This window comes from Kitasatospora sp. NPDC048715, from assembly GCF_043198905.1.
GTDB classification, from domain to species: Bacteria; Actinomycetota; Actinomycetes; order Streptomycetales; family Streptomycetaceae; genus Kitasatospora; species Kitasatospora lactacystinica.
On record NZ_JBICVH010000004.1, the window covers coordinates 170,832 to 190,541 of the forward strand.

A 19,710-nucleotide genomic window follows, 5' to 3' on the forward strand; every position below is an offset into this window, starting at 1 on the left:
CGCGATCGTAGGTCAAGGCCGAACCGATGCCCAGCGGTTTCTCGGCGCTGGGTGGCACCGGGGTCGCGCAGTCCTACGCAGTTGTGGAACCTCGTCGCCGGGCGCGGGCGTTCGTGCTGGGGCTCCTTGGGGACCTGCCGAGGAAGAACTGCTGGACGATCGCCGAGCACGCCGGTGACGCGAGTCCGGCCGGCATGCAGCATCTGCTCAGCCGGGCGTCTTGGGATGCCGACCAGATCCAGGACGAGATACGGGACTTCGTGGCGGACCACCTCCGCGACGAGGACGCTGTGCTGGTCGTCGACGAGACCGGGGACCTGAAGAAGGGCACCGCGAGCGTCGGGGTACAGCGCCAGTACACGGGCACCGCGGGACGGATCGAGAACTCCCAAGTGGCTGTCTACCTGGTCTACTCAGCCTCGGCCGGGCACGCCGCCATCGACCGCCGCCTCTACGCCCCCCGCTCCTGGACCCAGGACCCGACCGGTGCCGGGCCGCCGGCATACCCGACGGCCTGAAGTTCGCCACCAAACCCGCCCTGGCCACCGAGATGATCGCCAAGGCCCTGGACGCCGGTGTCTCGGCCGTATGGGTCACCGGCGACGAGGTCTACGGCGGCGACCCACACCTGAGCGCCGAGCTGGAAGGCCGTCAGATCGGCTACGTCCTCGCCGTCTCACGCAGGCGGCCGATCGCCACCCGCGCGGGTGTCTTCCGCGCCGGCGCGCTGGCCCACGGCCTGCCGAAACGTGCCTGACAGCGGCTGTCCGCGGGAGCCGCGGCCAAGGGCCACCGCTTCTACGACTGGGCCCAGGTCGACATCGACAGCCTGCCCGGGCGCCCCGGCCAGCGGTGGCTGCTCGTCCGACGCAACCGGCGCACCGGTGAACTCGCCTTCTACCGCTGCTACTCGCCCCGCCCGATCCCGCTCACCACGCTGGTCAAGGTGGCCGGACGCCGCTGGACCGTCGAGGAGAACCTTCCAAGCCACCAAAGGCCTGGCCGGACTCTACGAGCACCAGGTCCGCCGCTGGACCTCCTGGCACCGCTGGACCACCCTGGCCATACTCGCGCACGCCTTCCTCACCGTCACCGCCGCCATCGAACGGGCCACGAACATAGCGGCGGCCGACCTCAGCCCGCTGACCTGCAACGAGATCCGACGCCTGTTCGCAGCCTTCTTCACCCAACCCGTCCGCGACCTCGCCCACTGGCTCCGCTGGTCGGAATGGCGGCGCCGGCACCAAGCACGCGCCCGCACCGGCCACTACCAGCGGCAAGCAGCCCAAAAACTATGAAGATCAAGATCTACAGCTGGAGTACTGGCCTCTACCGTCGGCTGCTGGTAGCACCGCCGTGGATGCCCTCGACCGCGAGTGGGCCACCCTGACACTCCGGAGTGGCCACCCTCCGGGCCCCAGTCGGGCTGGGACCCGGTTCTGGAGCGGTACTACATCGCCCTGGAGTGGGTGGAGCGCAGCCTGAAGGACGATCTACAGGCTCGTCGGCTGGGACGCCCACTTCGAGAAGATCGTGTCACCACCTTGTGACAGTCAGCGATGATCAAGGAGCGGCACAGGATCGGGCCCACCGGCCGGGACCGCGTGGCGAAACCCCGGACGGGCATCGCTCCGGGTGAGAGGTTCGCCTGTTCGGCTCAGCGAGGATGACGGCCAGGAGACGGCGCCCGGAGACCTTCCTACCGTTGGACCCCGGGAGGCTGCATCCCCGCGGAGCCCGGCCGAGGACCTCTCGCCCGTCGGCCACCGCTCACGCCGAACCCGGCAGTCGACTTCCACCGTGACCACGCAGGGTCCGGGTCGAAGGAGATGAAGGACATGAACACCACGCGCACCGCCCGCACGCCCGCGGCACCCGCACTGAACGGGTGCCGGACATCACGCCGCCGCCTTCGGGCACGGATCGGGCTCGCCGCGACCGCCACGGCCCTGTCGCTGCTGCCGATCGCCCCGTCCACCGCCAGCGCGGCACCCCACCTCCCGCTCACACAGATCGTGCGGGAGGCCAAGGTGAAGGCGCAGCAGGAGCACCCCGGCTCGCAGTTCTACGACGCGGACGCCGTCCTGCTGACACCCACGACCAACCCCAATGACGTCCAGGCCTGGTGGATCCGCTTCCGGGCCAAGGACTCGGAGCCGTCCTTCGAGTACAAGTACTCGACCACCGGTCAGTACCAGAGCACGCAGCGGTGGAGCGTCCCGATCGGGCTCCAGGCCATCTCCCCGTTCACCATGACGGAGGTCCAGGCCCACGATCTGGCCGTCAAGGCCGGGCACACCGGTGCGTTCAAGCCCCTGTACCTCAATGAGCCCGTCGTGCAGAACCCGCATCCCACCTACTACTTCTGCATTCCCAGCGAGGGCAGGACGGTGGCGGTGGACACCGTGACGGGCCACGTCACCACGCCGTGGTCGTGCTAGTGACCACGGTGTGAGCCCTGTCCGGTGGCCGTCACCCAGCGGGGGTGACGGCCACCGGCGGCTGGCGATCCTTGCCCTCCGCCCGCTCGGTGCCGCCGACCGGGCGGGCGACAAGGGTCGCTGGCCTGGAGCGCGAAGGGCCGGCTGCCGCCGGTCAGCCGGGCCCGGGTGCGAGCGGGGGCCGTGCCGGTTCGGCCGGTCGCCGCGGATCCGCGCCGGCCGGTGCGGCTAGCATGCTCTGTGTCGCCGGCATCGCCCCGGTGGCGCTGTCCGGGACCGCCCACGCGCAGGGCACCTGCACGGTCTCGGGCCCCACCACCACCTGTACGTTCGTTCCGCGCGGCCAGCCACTCCCGCAGGTAGTCCGCCACGGTGGTACGACGCTCCTCGTACGCCTCGCTCAGCTCACCGTCCAGGACCGCCGCCAGATCCTGCGCGGCCTCCGCCTCCGTCGCGAACCCGCCACGGTTCCGGGTGCGCCGTCTGCCGTCCTCCGGAGCCAGGTCGACGCAGTACGTCCACGACCCGTGACCCGCCTCCTGTAGCAACCGCGCACACCACGCACCCAACTGCCGCCCGTGCCCGTCCTTGCACCCGCACCGCCGGTACACCCTGCCCCGCTGCGCACGCTGTCCCGTGTGCTTCTCCTTCTTGAACGTGGTGACTCTGGTCCAAGGCTTGCCGTTCGGCCGGGCGTGGCGGCAGAGTGTGCGGGGCTGTGCGCGAGGCACGTCAGAACCAGCCGGCGAGGACACGCTCAAGACGACACACCGTCCGGAAGATCACCATCAGTATCCGGTGGGTAGTCGCCCCTGATCCGCCCGGGCTGGCGAGTGGCAGCGAAGGGTGTCCCGGTCGGTCGGCAGGCGGTGTGGGATCCCAGATTCCATGTCCTCTCCCCATGGGCGATGTCCACCGCGTGGCCAGAAGGACACGGGAACGGAAACCGGCAGGTGAATCGCCGCTGCCCGAGCCAAGGGTTGTCCCGTAGCGGCAGGACGCACGTGAGATGACCTCTCATGCCATCAGTGTGCTCGCGACCACTGGCAGCGCTCCCGCGGCCCGGCAACGCCCATCTGGACAGGGCGGGCGGCGACGACCGGCGGATGCTGGCGGGTGCTGGCGGTGCTGGGATTCCGAAGGAACCGGCCGGCCCCGGGCGCTCGCCGAAGGCCCGGCCGACGAGGGGGCGGCGAAAAGGTTGGTGTGCAAGGCCGACGGAACCGGGTAACGTCTTGGTCATGTTCTTCCAGACCCCGATTTACGAGTGAGCGCGTGATGGGCCCCCGCTGACGTCCTTCGACGTCGCCGCCCGTCCCCCACCGATGAATCCGTAGATCACTTCACTTCACTTCACCACCGGGAGAACCCACGACCATGAGCAAGAACATCAACAACCCCGTGGGCATGGGCGGCGGCCAGCGCAAGAGGCAGTCCCGCGCCGAACGGCAGAACAACGGTCCGCACCGCAACCTCGACCGCCAGGGTGCAGCCGACCAGAAGGCGGAGCTGGTGCGCAAGATGCGCGAGAAGGCAGGAACGGCTGAGGGTGCCGGGCAGGCGGGCGGCGACACCGTACAGGGCTGACGCACCGCCGCCGCAGCGCGGCACCGCACGGGGCAGGGCTCGGACCGCGACGCGCGGTCCGAGCCCTGCTGCCGTACCGGGCGCGGCCGGTTCCGCTCGGCTCTCGGCCGACCACCCGCGTCTCAGCTCGGCCGGCCACCCGGGGCAGCCGCAGAATCGGCAGCCCCGTCACCGCCACCACCCCGAGCTGCACCAGCAGCTCAGCACGTCCCCGTGCCCAGCCCGGGCGACACCGCAGCCGGCGGCGGCAGAGGATGTGGACACGGCCGCAGGACAACACTGGTGGACACCTCGGAGGGACAACCGCGAAACCCGCTGGCCAGAACGACTCCGACGGACAGGCCGATGCGGCTGGGGGGCAAGGGGTTGCGGGCGCTGGCCACATCTAGAGGGATGTTCGGGTCTGGATCGTCGGGGGAGCCGATCTGGGGCGGACAGATGCGTCGCTTGTGGAAGCAGGGTCACGTGAATGGCTTTGCTGAAAAATCCACTGCGGGAGTGCCGTGCGACTTCCTTCGCCGCTGGCGTATTTGCTACCGAGAGGCGGCCCCGACGTGTGGAGTGCTGCGCGTCGGGGCCGCCTCTTGATTCTGTCGAACTACCCGTTTCTGCGGACTAGTTGCTCAGATCGAACACTGCCGTGACCGGTGCGTGGTCGGACCACCGCTCGGCGTGGGACGCGGCGCGTTCGACGTAGGCCTCGACGGCTTTGTCGGCCAGGGTTTTTGTAGAAATAACCAGGTCGATGCGCCAGTGGAACGACACCTTTTCGAAAAAGGTCCACCCGTTCGAGTGCAGCCTGTTCGAGGGTGCTCGCTGGCCTGGGCGGTAGGGGACCTCGTGTGAGCATCATGACGGCTTCGGTGCCGGTTCGGGCGGTGGTGGGTTCGCGTGTGTCGGACACGCACGGGGACGAGGGCAAGGTCTCGCACCTGGTGCAGGCGGAGTCGGCGACCCGGCACGCGCTCTCGAAGGAGTGGGAGGTTGTCGGGTCGTTCGAGGATCTCGACGTCTCGGCGGAGATCACGCCGTGGAAGCGTCCGGACCTCGGGCCGTGGCTCACCGATCGCCAGAGCGAGTGGGACGCGTTGGTGTGGGCGAAGGCGGACAGGGCGTTCCGGTCGGCCAAGGACTGTGCGGACGTGGCGCACTGGGCGGACCCGGCGCTCCGGCGCCCGTGAACGCACCGCCCTGACGCCGGCACGGCAACGTAGCGGGTCAGGTGCGCGCATCCCGACCCATCCCCGCCGCGTGACCCGGCAACCCGGCGAACGTGTGCGGTCACCGCGGTACGTGGCGGAGGCGAGTGATGCACGCCGCCCCTCACAGGAGGCGCCGTACGGCCTCCATGATCGCGTTCCGGCAGTCCTCCGGGTCCGACGCCAGGACAGTCGTCGCCGGCATGCTCGCGGCATTCGTCGGGCTCCAGGCCGAGGCGATGGCCAGGACGAGGGTGAGAAGTGTGGCCGGGGTGAAGCCCGGTGTGCCCACTCCGCCCTTCCGAGCCGCTTCCAAGGAGGCGAGCTTGTCGTCGTGGGTCTGCTTGGCGACGGCAGGGTCCCGTTCCACGGCAGTGCTGCGTTCCAGTCGGTGCCAGGTCGCCAGGCGGAGCACCTCGGGGTGCTTCTGGTAGAAGTCGAACAGCCGCCCGGCGTAGCCCGGCAGGTCGTCAGGCGTGAAGGGCACCATGTCGAGGCCGCGCCCGAGGTGTGCGTCGAAGACGGCGTCGAAGAGCCCGTCCTTGTTGCAGAAGTAGACGTAGATGAGGTTCTTGTTCGCCGAGGCGACCTTGGCGATCCGGTCGACGCGGGCTCCCGCGATCCCGTACGCCGCGAACTCCTGGGTTGCTGCGTGGAGGATGCGCGCCTTCGTGGCCTCGGCTCGGGACATGGGAGTCATGCTAACAGCGCCTACTGGATCTTGCCGGGGCGTAGGACCCGGTGCCCTCGCCAGGTGAGCGCGTTCGCCGCTGGAACCACGGTGGATTCGTTTGAGACATGAGGCGATTCGTTCGGGAGTCCCGTCGGTGGTCTTGCTCCGGGTGAACCGGTGAGGGGGAGAAGTGCCTCGCCGGAACGGTGAGTTGCCACCGCCCGACGATGACCGGGCCGACGGTAGGCGCGATGCGCAGACCCACGACGAGGCAGGCCGGGGGCCGCGGCGACGTGCTCCTCGCGATCAGGGACCGGTACGCAGCGTGTGTCGTCACCGCAGTCCGAAGGCGTCGATCACTGCCTCGGAGGCGAGCAGCATGACGGTGCACCACAGGGTGACACCGGCCATCAGCCAGCCGATCAGCCGCCACCGGGGCAGGCCCAGCGCCGTGCCAAGCATGGCCGATCCCCAGGTGCCGAAGAGCGCAGGCCCGATGATGCCGAAGCCGATCACGCCGTACCGGTTCACCAGGCGCCGGGCCCGTCGGCCGGTGGGGCCGTCAAGGCGGTTGCGGCGGTTGCGGCGGTTGCGGCGGTTCTCGGGCGGCGGCCCGGCGGTGACGGGCCGCCGCTTCGAGCGCCAGAGCAGCCAGCGGGTACGCAGCCACCCGGCCGCGAAGACGGCGGACAGCAGGCATCCGGCCGCGCCGAGGAGTACGGCGACGAGCGCGACGGGCGGGGGGAGGGAGGAGAGGCCGAAGGGTACGGCCGGGGTGCCCAGGGCGAATCCGGCGAGCACGGCCAAGGCGAAGTTCAGCACGCAGCACTCCTCATCTTGGGGACGGGCGCCACGTCGGTTCGCGGCGACAGTGAGTTAACTAACCAGTTACGCTATCGCGGTGACCACCTCACCATCCGCCTCAGCATCCTTGCCGGGCAGTTCGGTTGAACGACTGGCGGCATCCAGGTACGTACTTCTCACGACGTTCCGCCGGGATGGGCGGGCCGTGCCCACTCCGGTGTGGGTGATGGGGGACGGGGACTGCCTGGCCGTGTGGAGCGCGGCCGACGCCGGCAAGGTCAAACGGATCCGCAACAGCGGCCGAGTGACCGTCGCCCCCTGCAACTGGCGGGGAGTCCCGAAGGGGGAATCCGTGCCCGGTGTCGCCGAGTTGCCCGCCGACCGGGACACCGTCCACTACCTCGACCTGATGAAGCGCAAGTACGGCCTCGTCGCGCGGGTCGGCTTGCTGGGCAGCCGACTGAAGGGGTCCGGGTGCCGCGCGGTGGGCATCCGGATCCGACTCGCGGAGTGACCCTCGCGGACCTCCGTCGCATCCGGCCATCGCTCTTCGCCCGAAGTCGTGTTGACGGACCGTCGGATCTCGGGCAGCCTTGCCTCGGAATATTAACCATCCAGTTAGTCAATCTATTTCGAACGGAGTGGTACCGCCATGTCGGCATCCACCACTGAGCTCACCGGCATCCCGCCCGAATCAGGACCCCCGTCCCCGCGGTCCTCGCTGCGGTGGTGGGCGCTGGCCGTGATCGGCCTGGCCCAGTTGATGATCATGCTGGACGCCACCATCGTGAACATCGCGCTGCCGTCCGCCCAGGCCGACCTGGGCTTCTCCGACAACGACAGGCAGTGGGTCGTCACCGCCTACGCACTCACCTTCGGCAGCTTGCTGCTGATCGGCGGGCGTGTCGCCGATCTCTTCGGCCGCAAGCAGGCCTTTCTCGCGGGTGTCATCGGATTCGCCGCCGCCTCGGCGCTCGGCGGAGCCGCCGGCAGCTTCGAACTCCTGGTGCTGGCCCGGGCGATCCAGGGCATCTCGGGTGCCCTGCTGGCCCCGGCGGCCCTCTCCCTGCTGACGACCATCTTCACCGACGTCAAGGAGCGGGGCCGGGCCTTCGCGATCTTCGGTGCCATCGCGGGCGCCGGCGGCGCGCTCGGCAACCTGCTCGGCGGCCTGCTGACCGAGTACCTCACCTGGCGTTGGACCCTCTATATCAACCTGGCGTTCGCGGCGGTGGCGCTCCTGGGCGGTCTGCTGCTGATCGAGCGTCAGTCGCGGGCGGAGCAGCGCCCCAAGCTCGACGTCCCCGGTGCGGTACTCGTCACCCTGGGGCTCTTCGGCCTGGTCTACGGGTTCTCCAACGCCGAGTCGCGCGGGTGGAGTTCTCCCGCCAGCTGGGGTCTGCTGGTCGGAGGCCTCGCCCTGATCGCCCTCTTCGCGTACTGGCAGTCGACGACGGCCGGGCCACTGCTGCCCCTGCGCATCCTCCTCGACAGGGATCGAGGCGCCTCCCAGATCGCCATTCTGGTCGCCACCGGAGGCATGTACGCGGTCGCGTTGTTCCTCGCCTACTACATGCAGCAGACGCTCAAGTACACCCCGGTCGAGGCGGGGCTCGCCTTCCTGCCCATCCCCGCCGCACTGGTCGTTGCCTCCGCCCTGGCCGTGGGGGTCCTGATGCCCCGGGTGGGGCCGAAGATCGTGATTCCCCTCGGGATGGCGCTGCTGGGCGTGGGCATGGTCTGGTTCACCCGCCTGGATCTGGACAGCACCTACACGGGAGGCATTCTGCCGCCGCTGCTCGTCCTGGGCCTCGGCCTCGGCCTGGTCTACGCGCCGGCGATCGACCTGGCCACCTACCGGGTTCACGAGGACGACGCCGGGGTGGCCTCCGCGGCGGTCAACACCTCGCAGCAGATCGGTGGTTCGTTGGGGATCGCCGTTCTCAACACGCTCGCGGCGACCGCCGCGGGCAGCTATCTCAGCAGCCGGCAGGCCACGCCCGAGGTGATCGCCGGGGCGGCGTTGCACGGCTACTCCACCGCGTACTGGTGGGCGGCCGGCCTCGCAGCCGTCGGGCTCGTCGTGACCTTCGCGCTGTACCGTCCCGGTGTTCGGGAGAAGTCCCCCGACGCGGTGAAGGCCGTCGCCATGTGACACCTGCTCCACGAAGTCCCTCCATCCTTGAATCGCAAGCAGCCCCCGGGGCCGCGCCGCGCCCCTCGGGGGCCGGTCGCCGCCCCGGGGGCTGCTTGGTCGGGCCGCCCTTGAGCAACTGATGGCGGAAGCCGAGTACGGCACCCGCAGTCCTCCCCGGGCTCCGGGGGCGGCACGGCACGAAGCCGCCTCGGCCCGACGCCCGGCAGGACGGTGCGTAGGGCCTGTCCGGCGGAGTGCGCCGCGGTGGTCTCGGCGCCGAAGTTCACCGGCACGTCGATGAAGAGCTCCTGGCCGAGGGCCTCGTGGGAGCGGGCCTGCTCGCCCGTGGCCCGCAGGACGGTGACGCTCTGGCGGCCGTCCTCAGGCGGGGAGAAGACGAAGCTGTACGCCACGTCGGAGCGGTGGTCGCCGTCGGTGTCGACGTTGACGCGGTAGACGGCGTCCGGGTGGAACGCCTGGCCGCCGATGGGGGCGACCGGGTTGACGTTCAGGATCAGCACGGTCCGAAGGTCAGGCACGGTGAAGGCGAACAGGTCCGTCATGTCGAGGCGGGCGTCGTCCAGGGGAGCGGAGGTTGGGGCCGCTGAGGTGATGAGACATGCCCACCAGCATGAGCAGCCCTGCCCCTTCGTGCCCGGCTGGCGGGCTCTTCGTGCCGCGGATTCACACCGGTGCCGCCCCGCCGCGTCCGTCGGGCCGTGCTGGTGGAGCGGATCACCGAGCGGGCTCCCCGCCGCCGACGCTGACGGCCGCGCCTTGTTGCCGGCCCGTTGTCCATCGATTGTCTGCCGGGAGGCTGGGCTCAGGTGCTGCCCGGGGTGCCGCGACCGTGTTGACCAGGGCGTTGACTGCATGCCGACGAGGTCGTTGATCGTGTGTCTACCAGTATCCCTGACCGTATATCAGGTCCGGTCGCGGACTCGGCGGCTTCCGGACGGGGCCGCCGGCGGACGACTCAGGAGGACTCGCATGTCCCGTATTCCCCGAATCTAACTGTCCTGTTCAGTTTCTGACGGCAGTGAGGCATCGAGGACTGCCGAGGGGGGACGGCAGCGAGACGTCGATGACTGCCGAGGGGTGCGGCAGTGGGACGTCAATGAATGCCGCGGGGGGGTTGAGGCGCTGACATTGAGTGCTGTTCCTCGAGTCCGCGCCATTTGGGGTCCGTAGTGGGTCGCACACAGCCCCGTCGCCCAAGGCCGTCCAATGCTCCGGGTTTATTCCGGGGGCCACCCCAGCATTACTGTGACATTCCTGCCGCTCAGTCCTGCCCGAAGGGATTTTTGGCATGACAACCGTGCGCCGCACACTTGGCGTTCCGCCATTTTTCTGCCCTTTGCCCGACGCCGTGTACGACAAGCCGGAGGAAATAGATGCCGGCGCCGTCGCCTGGATGTTCCGGCAAGGGTTCCGCAAGGAGGGTGACTGGCTGCCGCGCATGAATGCGGGTTCGTACACCGCACACTGCATGCCGTACGTCCTCGACCGGTGCGCCGAGATCATCACCTATGTCATGTACTGGGGCGGCGCCTGGGACGACGACCTCGACGTGATCCCGGGGCTGGACCAGCCCGCACCGCTGACGGTCCACGTCAGCCGTCTCAAGCACATCCTCGCCTCGCCCAAGTCCGTCGTGCCGCCCGGAGACGCGTACCTCTCCTCCTTCCAGGACTTCTGGAACCACATCTCCACCGTGTCGACCCCGGGCCAGCTCGAGCACCTGCGCCAGGGTTTCTGCAGCTACTTCGACGGCGTGCTGTGGAAATGTGCGAACCAGAGCCTCGGTGAACTCCCCGAACTGGGCGACTACCTGATCATGCGTGGCAACGATGTGGCCGGCCCCTGGCTGACCGCACTCACTCCGATCGGCGCCGGCTACGAACTGACCGCAGCCGAACGCCTCGATCCCCGGGTGCGCGCCGCCTCCGAAGCCGTATCCGTCATCGTCGGTCTCGACAACGACCTGATCTCCATTCACCGGGAGAATCTCCAGGGCTTGTTCGACCAGAACGCCATCAGCATCATGGTGCGCGACCGGCAATGCACGCCCGAGGAAGCGGTCGCCGAGGTCCGCGCGCTGCGCGACCGAATCATGTCCCTTTATCTGAATCTGCGTGACCAGGTCTCCGCGACCGCCCGCCCGGAACTGCGACGATACGTCCACGAGATCGGTTACTGGATTCGCGGGCACATCATCTGGGCGGACTTCACCACCCGTTACTGCGCGCCTGTCGACCCGGAGACCGGCGAAGAACAGGACTTCGGTGGCTACGGCCTGCTCTGGGCCGACGAGCCGGCTGACGCCAACCCTGCGCCCCTGCCGATTCCACAGATCGCCTGGTGGTGGGACCAGTTGGAGAAGTGACAGCGGCGAAGCAAAGTCCGACAGGTCCACAAGTTCGCCACTAACCGCATGGAGGTTTGTTCCGTGACAGGCCAGGAAACCCGCAGCTACACGAAGGGCAGCGCACCGAATGCCCTGCCCGTGCTCGGGCACGCGAATCAGCTGCGCAGCGACCCGCTCACCTTCCTCCGATCACTGCCCGAGCAGGGCGATCTCGTGAAGATCATGGTGGGGCCGACCCCCATGTACATCGCGTGCCACCCTGATCTGGTCCACGAGATGCTGACCGACAAGGTCAAGGACTTCGTCAAGGGCGGTCCCGTGATGGACCGCGTGCGCACGGTCCTCGGAGACGGGCTGGTCACGGTCGACGGCCTCGTCCATCGCAAGCAGCGACGCCTGATCCAGCCGTCCTTCCACCCTGCGCGCATCGCCGAGTACGTCGGCATCATGCAGAAGCAGGCAGCCGTGTCGGCTCATGAATGGCCGGAAGGCAAGAACGTCGACCTCCTGATGCAGATGGGCAACCTCAGCGCCGACGTGGCGCTGAGCTGCCTCTTCTCCGAGCCCGGTGAGGGCGAGGTGCGCCGGGGCGGTCACCACGGTCTCCCGACGGCCCTGAACACCGTGATCGACGGCATGTTCTTCCGCATGCTCAACCCGCTGCCGGCGCTGTCCTTCCTGCCCACTCCCGGCAACCAGCGCTACAAGCGGGCGGAGGCGCAGCTGCACCAGGTGGTGAACGAGACCATCGACCGCTACCGCCGCTCGGGCGACGGCGGCGGTCTGTTGCGCACGATGATGACGGAGGTCGACGAGGAGGGGCACCGCTTCACCGACCAGGAGCTGCACGACCAGTCCATCACCCTGCTCCTCGGAGGCGCGGAGACCACCGCCGTCCTGATGTCGTGGATCTTCCACCTGCTGCACGAGAACCCGCAGGTCGCCGCCAAGTTGCACGCGGAGCTCGACGAGGTGCTGGCCGGCCGCCCGGTGACGGCCGAGGACCTGAAGAAGCTGCTGTACACCCGCAACGTCGTCGCCGAGGGTCTGCGCCTCTACCCGCCGGCCTGGCTGCTCAGCCGTCGTGCCGCTGTCGACACCACGCTCGGCGGGCTGCCCGTGCCGGCCGGCACCGAGCTGTCGTACAGTCCCTTCCTGCTGAACCGGGACGCCCGCTACTTCGACGCCCCCGACAGCTTCGAGCCGGACCGGTGGCTCACCATGTCGACCACTCCGCGCAAGGGCGCCTACTTGCCCTTCGGCGCCGGGAACCGCAAGTGCATCGGTGACGCGTTCGCCCTCACCGAGGCCCAGGTCATCGTGGCCACCGTGGCCCAGTACTGGAAGCTGGACCGCGCCCCGGGCACCCGCCCCACGCGCGCCCTCGTGCGGATGAGCCTGCGTCCCGACCAGCTCACGGTGGTGCCGACCCGTCGGCAGCCGGCACGCGAGCCGCAGTCCGCCGCGAGCTGAACCCGTTCCGTTCGACCGACAGGGGCCCGGCGGGTGCCGCACCGGGCCCACCCCTGCCCGGCATGCCCTCCACCATGTGAACCCGCATGTACGGAGGGCATGCCATCCGGCGCGGCCCGAACACCCACCACTCGCCCCTCCCTCGGCGACCCGCACCTGCGGTGCGGCCCGGCGACTGCCGGGACCCTCCTTCGCCCGGCCGGAAAGTGATGCCTCTCGGCGCTTTCCCTCCCATGCCACGTCCTCGCGGACGCGGCCACATGGTCTTGACGAACAGGAGTAACGACATGAACTCGATCACCAGCCTTCGCGAGCTGGGAGCCGACGCCCTGGACTCGGTTCATCTGCGCGGCCTGATCGACGAGCGATTGAACGCCTTCCTCGACGCCAACTGCGACAGGCAACCCCACCTGGTCTCGCTCATCGAGCACCTGCGTGGCTTCCTGACCGCCGGCGGCAAGCGCATCCGGCCGCTCTTGTGCATGGTGGGCTGGCACGCGGCGGGCGGATACGGCGACACGGGGCCCGTCATCGGCGCGGCGGCCTCGCTCGAACTCTTCCACGCCTTCACCCTCATCCACGACGACGTGATGGACGCCTCCGACACCCGGCGTGGCCGTCCGACCCTCCACCGGACGCTGGAGACGGGTGCGGACGCCACGACCGCCGAGCGGTTCGGCACCAATAGCGCGATCCTGCTCGGCGACCTGGTCATGGTGTGGTCGGACGAGCTGCTGTACTCCAGCGGCATCGAGCACGAGCGATTGGTCGCCGTCCGACCGCTGCTGGACGCCATGCGCACCGAGGTGATGATCGGTCAGTACCTGGACCTGCTGGCCACCGGGAAGCCCAACGAGGACGTCGAACGGTCGCTGGCCGTGATCCGCTACAAGACGGCGAAGTACACCGTGGAGCGGCCGCTGCACATCGGCGCGGTCCTTGCCGGAGCGGACCAGGCCCTGCTGGACGTCTTCACCGCCTACGCCCTTCCGATCGGCGAGGCCTTCCAATTGCGCGACGACCTCCTCGGCGTCTTCGGCGACCCGTCCAAGACCGGCAAGTCGGTCCTGGACGACCTGCGGGAGGGCAAGGCGACCGCTCTGATGGCACACGCCCTCCACGCCGCCGGCGCCGAGCAGGCGCGGGTGCTGAGGTCCCTGGTCGGCGACCCGGACCTGGACGAGGCAGGCGCCGAGACGGTTCGCGGGATCCTGCGGGCCACGGGCGCCGCCGACAAGGTAGAGCAGATGATCACCGATCGTGTGCAGCGTGCCCGGCGGGTCCTGGACGAGACCCCGTTCCCGGACGAGGTCAGGAAGACCCTCGAAACCTTCGTCACCACCACGACACTCCGGACCACCTGAGCACCACGTCGGCGCGGGTCGCCACCGTCCCGGCGCCGCCACACGCGTCGCTCGCCTCGCGAGCCCACCCCGTCCGGAACCCGCTGCCGGGGGCGACCGGGGGAGAACCGGCCCGGCACCCGCCAGGGACGCGGTTCCGCGAGCACGCACCGTCGGGTGCGGCTCGACGCCCTGGCCCGCCCTGCGCGATGACATCGCTCGGGCCGGCGGCCGCGACCGCCGGCCACGGTGGTCCGGGGGTGGCCCGGGCATGACGCGGCGCGCGGTCGAACGGGCTTACTTCATTCCTTCCTAGAAATCTGGATGACGCGATCTCAATGGAATTTCGACAAGGGGAGCTGAGCACGTCGACTCCACCGGCCTCGGCGGCAGGGACAGCGGACAGCCGCCGTGCTCGCTCGGTCGGCACCGGCCACGCCCATGCCAAGGCCATTTTGCTGGGGGAGCACGCGGTCGTCTACGGAGCCCCGGCGCTCGCCCTGCCCGTTCCGCAGCTGTCGATCACCGCCAGCGTCGGGTTCTCCACCCGCGGTGAAGAACCGGCAGGTGTGTCCTTCACGATGACCGGATCCGCCTGGAAGGAGGTCGGAACGCAGGCATCCGAGGGGCTGCGTCGGCTGACCACCGACTTCAGGGCATCCACGGGCATCGACGACGGCCGGCATCTCGATGTGATCATCGACGGTTCGATCCCGCTCGGCAGGGGGCTCGGCTCCAGCGCGGCCTGCGCCCGTGCCGTCGTCCTCGCCCTGGCCGACCTCTGCGGCCGCGAGGTCTCGCAGCGGACGGTGTTCGACCTGGTGCAGACCGCCGAGAACGTGGTGCACGGCAAGGCCAGCGGCGTCGACGCCATCACCGTCGGCGCGAGCGCGCCGTTGCTGTTCCACGCGGGCGAGGCCCGCACGCTGCTGGTGGGCTGCGACGCGCTGTTTGTCATCGCGGACAGCGGCACCGTCGGCAGCACCAAGGAAGCGGTCGACAAGCTGCGGGAGAGGTTCCGACTCCACGCCGGAGCACAGGAGCGGTTCGTCCGCCGGGCGTCGGAACTGACCAGCGAAGCCGTGACCACCCTCGCCGCCGGCCGGCCGGAGGAGCTCGGCTTCCTGCTGACGGAGTACCACGGAATGCTCCGCGAGGCCGGGCTGAGCACTGACCGGATCGAGGGGATGGTGAGTGCCGCGCTCGCCGCAGGAAGCCTCGGCGCCAAGATCACCGGGGGTGGACTGGGCGGCTGCGTGCTCGCTCTGACCCAGCCCGAGCAGGCGAGAGAGGTCACCCGGCGGCTGCACGAAGCGGGGGCCGTGCAGACGTGGATCGTCCCACTGAGGAGGCTCGTCACGCATGTCTGAGCAACAGATCACCGTGCGCCGCCTGCAGGACCGGCAGGGCGCGAACGGGGCCACCGCCGTCGCGCACCCGAACATCGCGCTGATCAAGTACTGGGGGAAGCGCGACGAGCGCCTCTTCCTGCCGTGGACCAGCAGTCTGTCGATGACTCTTGACATCTTCCCCACGACCACCCGGGTCCACCTCGACGCCGAGGCTTCGGACGACGAAGTGACCTTCAACGGCGTACCCGCGGCGGGCGAGGAGCGGCGGCGCATCGCCGGGTTCCTCGACCTGGTGCGCCGGCGGGCCGGGCTCACGCACCGGGCCGTCGTCGACACCCGCAACATCGTACCCACCGGGGCGGGCCTGGCGTCCTCCGCCAGCGGCTTCGCCGCGCTCGCCGTCGCCGCCGCCGCCGCGTACGGACTGGACCTCGACGGCACCGGTCTCTCCCGCCTGGCCCGCCGCGGTTCCGGCTCGGCCTCGCGGTCGATCTTCGGCGGCTTCGCCGTCTGGAACGCTGGCAACCCCACGGCGCCGCCCGCGGAGGCCGACCTCAGCTCCTACGCCGAGCCGGTACGGACGGGCGACCTCGACCCCGCACTGGTCATCGCGGTGGTCAACGCTGGCCCCAAGGAGGTGTCCAGTCGCGCGGCGATGCGCCGCACCGTCGAGACCTCGCCCCTGTTCGAGCCTTGGGCCGCGTCGAGCCGGGACGACTTGACCGAGATGAGGGCGGCGCTCCTGCGCGGCGACCTCGACACGGTGGGTGAGATCGCTGAGCGCAACTCTCTCGGCATGCACGCGACCATGCTGGGCGCGCGCCCTGCAGTGCGCTACCTCGCGCCCGCCTCGCTCACCGTCCTCGACAGCGTGCTGGGGCTGCGGCGCGACGGCATACCGGCCTACGCGACCATGGACGCCGGACCGAACGTCAAGGTGCTCTGCCGTCGTACGGACGCCGACCGGGTCGCCGAGGCCGTGCGCGACGCTGCCGCGGGCGGCACCGTGCACATCGCCGGGCCCGGACAGGGCGCCCGCCTGGTGGACGCGGGCGGACGATGACCTCCGGGCGAACGGTCGTCCGCAGTGCGCCCGGCAAGCTGTTCGTCACGGGCGAGTACGCGGTGGTGGAGCCCGGTACCCCGGCCATCGTGGTGGCCGTGGACCGGGAGATCACCGCCACGGTGACCCTCTCCGAAACGGCCGACATCGTGATCTCCTCCGATCTCGTCCCCCGGGCGGTGAACTGGCGATGGCTCGACGGCCGGCTCCACGCTCCCGGCACGGAGAACGGGGAAGCCGACGGACACGGCGCGCGGGGCGCACTGGGGCACGTGGTGGCAGCGGTCGAGACCGTGGGACGACTGCTGGCCGAACGCGGCCTGCCCATGCCCGGGCTGGACCTCTCGATCGGCAGCCGGCTGCATGACAACGGCCGCAAGTACGGCCTGGGGTCGAGCGGCGCGGTGACCGTGGCCACGATCGACGCCATCACGTCCCTGTGCGGACTGGACCTCTCACCTGACGCCCGGTACCGCCTGGCCGTGATCTCCTCGGTCGGGATCGACCCCGTGGGCTCCGGCGGTGACCTCGCCGCCAGTACCTGGGGCGGCTGGATCGCGTACCAGGCACCCGACCGGGCCTTCGTGCTCGACCTCACCCGCCGGTACGGCATCGAGGAGGCGTTGCGCACGCCCTGGCCGGGCCACTCGGTCCGGAGGCTTCCGGCCCCGCGCGGCCTCGCCCTCGAAGTCGGCTGGACCGGCAACCCGGCCTCCACCGCCTCGCTCGTGTCCGGTCTGCACCGCCGGATCTGGCGCGGCACCGCGTCGCACCGCGCGTTCGTGGAGACCTCCACCGACTTCGTACGCGCCTCGATCACCGCTCTCGAGGCCGGCGACGACCAAAGCCTGCTGTACCAGATCCGCCGTGCCCGGCGGGAGTTGGCCCGCCTCGACGACGAAGTCGGGCTCGGCATCTTCACACCCGAGCTGACGGCCCTGTGCACGGTCGCCGAAACCGTCGGCGGTGCCGCCAAGCCGTCGGGCGCGGGCGGCGGCGACTGCGGCATCGCGCTGCTCGATGCCGAGGCCATGCACGACATCTCACATGTACGGCAGCGGTGGGCCGCGGCCGGGGTGCTGCCCCTGCCCGTCCGGCCCGCCCCGGAAGGGACCGAGAAATGAGCGCTCAGCGCAAGGACGACCACGTCCGGCTCGCCATCGAGCAGCAGGACACCCGCAGCGGGATCAACCAGTTCGACGAGGTGTCCTTCGTCCATCACGCCCTGGCCGGCATCGACCGGCCGCAGGTGTCCCTGGACACGACCTTCGCCGGGATCTCCTGGCAGGTGCCGCTCTACATCAACGCGATGACCGGCGGGACCGCCAAGACCGGCGTCATCAACCGAGGTCTGGCGATAGCGGCCCGCGAGACCGGGGTACCCATCGCGTCGGGCTCGGTGCACGCCTACTTGAAGGACCCGACGTGCGCCGACACCTTCCGCGTCCTGCGCCAGGAGAACCCCCACGGTTTTGTCATAGCAAATGTCAACGCGACGGCATCGGTCGACGACACCCGGCGTGCCCTCGATCTGCTGGAGGCCGACGCCCTGCAGATCCACGTCAACACGGCGCAGGAAACGGCCATGCCGGAAGGCGACCGGTCCTTCGGGTCCTGGGTCCCGCAGATCGAGAAGATCGCGGCGGCCGTTGACGTACCCGTGATCGTCAAGGAGGTCGGCAACGGCCTGAGCCGGGAAACCGTCCTGCTGCTGCGACAACTGGGGGTCCACGCGGCGGACGTCGGCGGCCGGGGCGGCACCGACTTCGCCCGGATCGAGAACGGCCGGCGACCGCTCGGCGACTACGCGTTCCTCCACGACTGGGGCCAGTCCACCGCCGCCTGTCTCCTGGACGCTCAGAGCGCCGGTCTTCCCGTGCTCGCCTCCGGCGGCGTCCGCCATCCCCTCGACGTCGCCCGCGCCCTGGCCCTGGGCGCCTCCGGCGTCGGGGCCTCCGGAGTGTTCCTGCGCACCCTGCTCGACGGCGGTCCCGAGGCGCTGATCGAGCAGCTCACGAACTGGCTGGACCAGCTCGCGGCCCTCCAGACCATGCTCGGCGCGCGCACTCCCGCGGACCTCGCGAGCAACGACCTGATCATCCACGGCACCCTCCGTTCCTTCTGCACCGACCGGGGCATCGACACGGGGCGACTCGCCCGGCGTTCCCGATCGGCCGACACCCTTCACAACGCGACAGGAAAAGCACAGTGACCGACACACACGCCATTGCCAGGGTCCCCATGAAGTGGGTCGGACCCCTTCGAGTCTCCGGGAACGTCGCCAACACCGAGACCCACGTTCCCCTCGCCACCTACGAGACACCGCTGTGGCCCTCCGTGGGCCGCGGCGCGAAGGTGTCCATGCTCACCGAGCAGGGCATCGTCGCCACCCTCGTTGACGAGCGCATGACCCGCTCGGTGCTCGTCGAGGCGACCGACGCCCAGACCGCGTACACGGCCGCCCGCGCCATCGAGGCGCAGATCGAGGAACTGCGCGCCGTGGTCCGCAGCTGTAGCCGGTTCGCCGAGCTGCTCACCGTCCGGCACGAGATCGCGGGCAACCTGCTGTTCATCCGGTTCGAGTTCAGCACCGGCGACGCCTCCGGCCACAACATGGCCACGCTCGCCTCCGACAATCTGCTGACGCACCTGCTGCGGACCGTTCCGGGAATCTCCTACGGATCGATCTCCGGGAACTACTGCACGGACAAGAAGGCGACCGCGATCAACGGCATCCTCGGCCGCGGGAAGAACGTGGTCACGGAACTGCTCGTCCCGCGCGACGTGGTGGAAGGCGTCCTGCACACCACTGCCGCCAGGATCGTCCAGCTGAACATCCGCAAGAACCTGCTCGGGACCCTGCTGGCCGGCGGCATCCGCTCGGCCAACGCCCACTACGCCAACATGCTGCTCGGCTTCTACCTGGCCACCGGGCAGGACGCGGCCAACATCGTCGAGGGCTCCCAGGGCGTCACCCTGGCCGAGGACCGCGACGGTGACCTCTACTTCTCCTGCAATCTGCCCAACCTGATCGTCGGCACCGTGGGCAACGGCAAGGGCCTGGAGTTCGTGGAGACGAACCTGACCCGCCTCGGCTGCCGCGCGGACCGCGCCCCCGGCGAGAACGCGCGCCGGCTCGCCGTCATCGCGGCGGCGACGGTCCTCTGCGGCGAGCTCTCGCTGCTCGCGGCGCAGACCAACCCGGGTGAACTCATGCGTGCACACGTCGAACTGGAGCGCGACAACAAGACAGCAAAGGTCGGTGCCTGA

General features: G+C 69.7%; 15 protein-coding genes and 3 pseudogenes. 14 read left to right on the forward strand and 4 right to left on the reverse strand.

The window, feature by feature from the left end; translation table 11 throughout:
- The first annotated feature begins 26 nt into the window (after positions 1-26).
- The 3 genes and pseudogenes from ACGFSC_RS09785 to ACGFSC_RS09795 all read left to right on the forward strand — a co-directional run bounded on the left by ACGFSC_RS09785 (position 27) and on the right by ACGFSC_RS09795 (position 4,028).
- Positions 27-1,298 (forward strand): annotated as a pseudogene (locus ACGFSC_RS09785) (IS701 family transposase).
- 540 nt (positions 1,299-1,838) lie between these two features.
- Entirely contained in the window at positions 1,839-2,441 is a 603-nt protein-coding gene (locus tag ACGFSC_RS09790; RefSeq protein ID WP_359899651.1) for a hypothetical protein, read from the forward strand.
- A gap of 1,377 nt (positions 2,442-3,818) precedes the next feature.
- Complete coding sequence (locus tag ACGFSC_RS09795; RefSeq protein WP_063352004.1) at positions 3,819-4,028, forward strand: DUF6243 family protein; 210 nt, start codon at positions 3,819-3,821, stop codon at positions 4,026-4,028.
- Positions 4,029-4,643: 615 nt separating this feature from the next.
- On the opposite strand, the pseudogene ACGFSC_RS09800 reads toward ACGFSC_RS09795, so the two are convergent.
- Positions 4,644-4,781 (reverse strand): annotated as a pseudogene (locus tag ACGFSC_RS09800) (exodeoxyribonuclease III); the annotation flags it as partial.
- 98 nt (positions 4,782-4,879) lie between these two features.
- On the opposite strand from ACGFSC_RS09800, the gene ACGFSC_RS09805 reads away from it, so the two are divergent.
- Positions 4,880-5,209: a recombinase family protein gene (locus ACGFSC_RS09805; RefSeq protein ID WP_359899722.1), complete on the forward strand. Its 330-nt coding sequence runs from the start codon at positions 4,880-4,882 to the stop codon at positions 5,207-5,209.
- 142 nt (positions 5,210-5,351) lie between these two features.
- Here ACGFSC_RS09805 and ACGFSC_RS09810 read toward each other — a convergent pair whose 3' ends face one another.
- Entirely contained in the window at positions 5,352-5,918 is a 567-nt protein-coding gene (locus ACGFSC_RS09810; protein WP_359899650.1) for a TetR family transcriptional regulator, read from the reverse strand.
- A gap of 315 nt (positions 5,919-6,233) precedes the next feature.
- A complete protein-coding gene (locus ACGFSC_RS09815; protein ID WP_359899649.1) occupies positions 6,234-6,722 on the reverse strand; it encodes a hypothetical protein in 489 nt (162 codons plus the stop codon).
- 79 nt (positions 6,723-6,801) lie between these two features.
- Here ACGFSC_RS09815 and ACGFSC_RS09820 point away from each other — a divergent pair, with 79 nt between their 5' ends.
- Both ACGFSC_RS09820 and ACGFSC_RS09825 read left to right on the forward strand, forming a co-directional pair.
- A complete protein-coding gene (locus ACGFSC_RS09820) occupies positions 6,802-7,218 on the forward strand; it encodes a PPOX class F420-dependent oxidoreductase (protein WP_359899648.1) in 417 nt (138 codons plus the stop codon).
- Between the two features lie 138 nt (positions 7,219-7,356).
- Complete coding sequence (locus tag ACGFSC_RS09825) at positions 7,357-8,859, forward strand: MFS transporter (RefSeq protein ID WP_359899647.1); 1,503 nt, start codon at positions 7,357-7,359, stop codon at positions 8,857-8,859.
- Between the two features lie 326 nt (positions 8,860-9,185).
- Here ACGFSC_RS09825 and ACGFSC_RS09830 read toward each other — a convergent pair.
- A pseudogene (locus ACGFSC_RS09830) lies at positions 9,186-9,716 on the reverse strand (DUF4331 family protein); the annotation flags it as partial.
- 434 nt (positions 9,717-10,150) lie between these two features.
- Here ACGFSC_RS09830 and ACGFSC_RS09835 point away from each other — a divergent pair.
- From ACGFSC_RS09835 to ACGFSC_RS09870, 8 genes are all read left to right on the forward strand, one after another.
- Positions 10,151-11,227, forward strand: a complete 1,077-nt coding sequence (locus tag ACGFSC_RS09835) for a terpene synthase family protein (protein ID WP_359899646.1) — start codon at positions 10,151-10,153, stop codon at positions 11,225-11,227.
- Between the two features lie 63 nt (positions 11,228-11,290).
- On the forward strand, positions 11,291-12,682 hold the full coding sequence (locus ACGFSC_RS09840; RefSeq protein ID WP_359899644.1) for a cytochrome P450: 1,392 nt from the start codon (positions 11,291-11,293) through the stop codon (positions 12,680-12,682).
- 287 nt (positions 12,683-12,969) lie between these two features.
- Positions 12,970-14,046, forward strand: a complete 1,077-nt coding sequence (locus ACGFSC_RS09845) for a polyprenyl synthetase family protein (RefSeq protein ID WP_359899642.1) — start codon at positions 12,970-12,972, stop codon at positions 14,044-14,046.
- A 317-nt stretch (positions 14,047-14,363) separates the two neighbouring features.
- Positions 14,364-15,395 (forward strand): mevalonate kinase, encoded by a 1,032-nt coding sequence (gene mvk / locus ACGFSC_RS09850; RefSeq protein WP_224279311.1) that lies wholly within the window; start codon positions 14,364-14,366, stop codon positions 15,393-15,395.
- Positions 15,388-16,440, forward strand: coding sequence for a diphosphomevalonate decarboxylase (mvaD, locus tag ACGFSC_RS09855; RefSeq protein WP_359899640.1), 1,053 nt, complete (start codon positions 15,388-15,390; stop codon positions 16,438-16,440). The genes mvk and mvaD overlap by 8 nt, the downstream gene beginning before the upstream one ends.
- A complete protein-coding gene (locus ACGFSC_RS09860; protein WP_359899639.1) occupies positions 16,437-17,564 on the forward strand; it encodes a phosphomevalonate kinase in 1,128 nt (375 codons plus the stop codon). The genes mvaD and ACGFSC_RS09860 overlap by 4 nt, the downstream gene beginning before the upstream one ends.
- Entirely contained in the window at positions 17,561-18,652 is a 1,092-nt protein-coding gene (gene fni, locus ACGFSC_RS09865) for a type 2 isopentenyl-diphosphate Delta-isomerase (RefSeq protein WP_359899637.1), read from the forward strand. The genes ACGFSC_RS09860 and fni overlap by 4 nt, the downstream gene beginning before the upstream one ends.
- Positions 18,649-19,710 carry a hydroxymethylglutaryl-CoA reductase gene (locus tag ACGFSC_RS09870; RefSeq protein ID WP_359899635.1) on the forward strand — a complete coding sequence of 354 codons (1,062 nt, stop codon included), beginning with the start codon at positions 18,649-18,651 and terminating at the stop codon, positions 19,708-19,710. The genes fni and ACGFSC_RS09870 overlap by 4 nt, the downstream gene beginning before the upstream one ends.